Raw genomic sequence first — 3,632 nt, forward strand, 5'->3', positions numbered from 1 at the left:
GTATTAGTACACCTATTTGCAACATTCCATTCTTGTTTGTTAAAAACAGGTGCACTTTTACACTTATTTGCTCTCCACTATTGGTTCGCGCACATTACAATCATACGACGATCATCGATGATGCTGGATATGGTCAGTCTGAGTTATTATGCGCTACAAGCAGCAAGCAGGGGAAAAACTGAGCTGCGAGGAAGGATATTCGCTGTCGGTAAGACGAATGATTGAACCCAAAAGTATTTTAGGGCAGATAAAGAATAACCAAGGATTCCGGCGTTTCTGCTTCGCAGCTTACCTAAGGTAAGTCTGGAGGTCGGGTGGCTTTCGCTTGCCCATAATCCTATGAAGCAAGCATAGACCAGAATAGAAAAATAGCAGTACAGGAATAGCTCTCCTGTACTGCTACCAATACTCCCGTTCAAAGCGAGCTATTCCTCAGCGAGCTTGATGCTTATGGGACAGCCCCTTTTTGGTTCCACTTTTAACAAAAGCCTCGTCCACTTTAAATCTAATCCTCGTTTTCGTCCTCCGCTAGCTGCGATTTGGCTGGCAGTTTATTGTAATCGCGGATAAGTGAGAAGTAGTGGTCAGCCCGTACAGCTTGATATTCTGGTCCGAGCGATTCTGTTATCGCCACAACATCAGAAGGTGTCATGCTCCATGCGAGCAGCCCGAGTGATACGAATAATGGTGATTTGCCATCCCATTTTGCTTTGGCTGCTGCCAAAATGTTTTTCCCGTCTTGTGCGGTACTTATGCCTTGAATCGTGGATACGGGCAGTGTACCGTTTATGATTTCGACACCGTAATGATCTTCCCAGCTTAGGAATAGTCCTTTTGCCTTGTAAAACTTCTCATAGGCAGCTGCCTTTGATGCGCTGAGCGGAACATTCTCGCTGTTCACACGATTCAGCACATACGGAACGGTCATTCCTGTTTGCTTCATATACGTATAAGACTGCTTAAGGAAATCAGAGAATGTGGCTTCCGGCCATGCTTCCGGGTAGAAGTATCCTGACCCAGAAGGACCAGCAATGATGAGGTCATTTTCCGTCGCTGTCTTTTGGAAATAGTTCAGAATAGCGGGTGCGCCGTCATAAAGAAGCGGGCTTGATGTCCAGTTGATCGGTACTTTTCCGCGAGTAGGATCATCCCATAGGATACGCATTCTATGCTGATTGTATTGGAAGTTGTCGCCCTCGCTGAAGGTATACGTGACGTAGATTTTATTTGCAAGCTTAGGCGCCTTAGGCGTTTTGGCTTTGACTGTCTTTGCCTTTGTACCCGAGAAAACCGTTAAGTTGCTGAACCAGTCGGCCGCAAGCACGTAGACACTGTAATTGGATGTAATTTCTACGGAGCTGAATTCGCCTTCAACGTCATTATTAAACCAGCCTAAGTAAGGGGTGCCTGGCTTGACGCCTGATAAGATTTTTTCGAAAAGCGCTTTCTGTTCCGGCACGTTGGAATCAAGCCAGAACACCATTGCTTTGTTCGCAACTGCATAATCACGGAGGTAGCCGTAAGGCTCCTTCTGGTCTGAGGTTGGCGGCTGGATATTGCCTGCCGATACCTTAAATTGATTCCACATAAGGACGGAGGCAGTTAACTGCTTTGTACCTGCAGGCGGCGTAAACTTATAGACGAAGTATCGGCCATTGTCTGCGAATCGGTGTCCGCCTTGTCCTGTTGATACTTGAGAGCTTTGGCGGTCGTACAGAAACGCCTCTTCCTCAGGCGTACCTGGAATAAACTGCGCGATTGTTTGCCCATCTGCCTTCACGGTTACTTCATGAACGGCGGATCCCCAGCCATCCTGAGGGAAAGCGTCCTCGAAGCGAAGAAATACGGATTCTTTGCCCAAATTGCTCGTCAAATCCAGCTCATACGTATTTTTATTTTTGCCATCGCGCTCCTGCGTGGTGTCTTCCGCAATGGTCTTGAACGATTCAGGGAGTCCGGGTGGTATTCTAACGGATGTGTCAGGGCTTAATCCGACTAACATCCGATGTGTCGATTTGGCCCATAGATTCTCATATTGCCATGTGTAAGCATCCAAACGGTCTTTGAATTTGCCTTGTAAATCATCGAGCACTTTTAGGTTAAATGGTGCTGCTTTCAACTGCGCGGCGAGAGCAGGGCTAGCGACAACGGCATCCTTTAACCCAGCAAGAGTAGTCGCAACATTGATAGTATCAGCAACCTTCGGATCGTAAACAATGATGCCTTTCACTTCTTTTTTATATTTTTTGACGATATCCCAGTAATCTGCATGCACATTGTAGGGAACCTTCAAATCTTTTAGCCAGGTCAGTTTGCCTTCTTCTTGGTTTTCCAGCAGATAGATTCGAGGCTCCTCACGGTTAACGATACCCTGCAGCGTTGCAAGTAGAAGCTTAATGTCCCCTGGCGCATCATAAATATCAGCTACATCTAGTTTTTTGGGGGTTGCAAAGGATGGAAGCGCTTGCTTATTTGGCCAGCTAATGGAGCTTTTGCCGGATTTGGATTCCGCAGTTGCTGCAGCTGGTGCTGAAGCGCCAAGCGTTAAAGACAGCGTACATACGATAGCCAGACATGTGACAGTAAGTTTTCGAATCACGATCTTACACCTCGTCTCATCTGATTGGGTAATACCATCGTCATAGCGCCTTTTCCATTCCCTCCTTCTTAGGCGGCTTCGCTAATGCGCATACGGCAGTACCTAAACTATATATTAAATATATTTATGTTTAATACAATCGTTTCGACAAAGGTTCCAACAGAAGACAACTCGAGACCTAAAGTATTATAGCGCAAAAGAAATAGACAATAGTCCCTTTTACATAGCCAAGTCATGAGTATTGTATAGAGTAATTATATATATTAAATATATATAATTGGCGGAAAATAGGCATGCAGCATATACTTCACATAGTGATCCCTTTATATCCAAAGGAATCGTATTGCAGGTATTTCATTCGAGTAGGTATAATATAAATTATGGAAATTCAATATTTAATTTGTAGAAAGCGGTGTTGAAATGGATCGTTCATTTTATGTGTTTGTCTTTGCCATTGCTGCCCTCGTGCTGTGGAGACGAACAAGGAGCTTTTACCGCCCCATTCGAGGAGACGGCAAAAGGCTGTTGTACCCGATTCTATTTATGCTGCCGGGTCTGCTGTTGATATTTAATTCCAATGTCCATGCGCCGTTTTACGAATTTTTGATTGCTGCGGCTATAGGTATTATCCTCTCGATTCCGCTAATATGGACCACAAACTATGAAATTCGTGATGATCATTTATATACGCCAAGAAGAACTGGGGATTCATCGTCGCTTTTCTCGTTGTCATTGCCATTCGTTTCGAGCTTCACTATTACATGTCCACAATCGAACCTCAAACGCTGGCTGCTTTGTTTATGATTTTAGCGTTCTTTTACGTCATCCCGTGGCGAGTCGTTTTTATATTAAATTTCGGAGACTAATGCAGCTTCAAACGGTACGAAAAGTATAATCGCTATTCTGGCATTCAAGGAGCCCTTTTAAAGGAGCTCCTTTTTTTCTGTTTTCACGCCACCTCAATAAAATACTATTTTTCTGAAATTTATACCATATTTTGTGGAATTGGCATTTTATAATCAACGTATTGGAA

At 44.3% G+C, this 3,632-nt stretch carries 3 protein-coding genes and 2 pseudogenes; 4 read left to right on the top strand and 1 reads right to left on the bottom strand.

Annotated elements, in window-relative coordinates:
* Together AC1DSE_RS32520 and AC1DSE_RS32525 are read left to right on the top strand one after the other, a co-directional pair.
* On the top strand, positions 1-182 hold a 182-nt coding region (locus AC1DSE_RS32520; protein WP_477528860.1), incomplete at its 5' end, for a hypothetical protein.
* A pseudogene (locus AC1DSE_RS32525) lies at positions 149-354 on the top strand (transposase); the annotation flags it as partial. The gene AC1DSE_RS32520 and the pseudogene AC1DSE_RS32525, both read left to right, overlap by 34 nt.
* A 151-nt stretch (positions 355-505) precedes the next feature.
* On the opposite strand, the gene AC1DSE_RS32530 reads toward AC1DSE_RS32525, so the two are convergent.
* Complete coding sequence (locus tag AC1DSE_RS32530) at positions 506-2,599, bottom strand: GxGYxYP domain-containing protein (protein WP_477512421.1); 2,094 nt, start codon at positions 2,597-2,599, stop codon at positions 506-508.
* Positions 2,600-3,019: 420 nt separating this feature from the next.
* Here AC1DSE_RS32530 and AC1DSE_RS32535 point away from each other — a divergent pair.
* Together AC1DSE_RS32535 and AC1DSE_RS32540 are read left to right on the top strand one after the other, a co-directional pair.
* Positions 3,020-3,220, top strand: a pseudogene (locus AC1DSE_RS32535) (CcdC protein domain-containing protein); the annotation flags it as partial.
* Between the two features lie 116 nt (positions 3,221-3,336).
* Positions 3,337-3,465 (top strand): hypothetical protein, encoded by a 129-nt coding sequence (locus tag AC1DSE_RS32540; protein WP_477528861.1) that lies wholly within the window; start codon positions 3,337-3,339, stop codon positions 3,463-3,465.
* Positions 3,466-3,632 lie beyond the last annotated feature (167 nt).

This window comes from Paenibacillus sp. 01L418 (assembly GCF_056400045.1).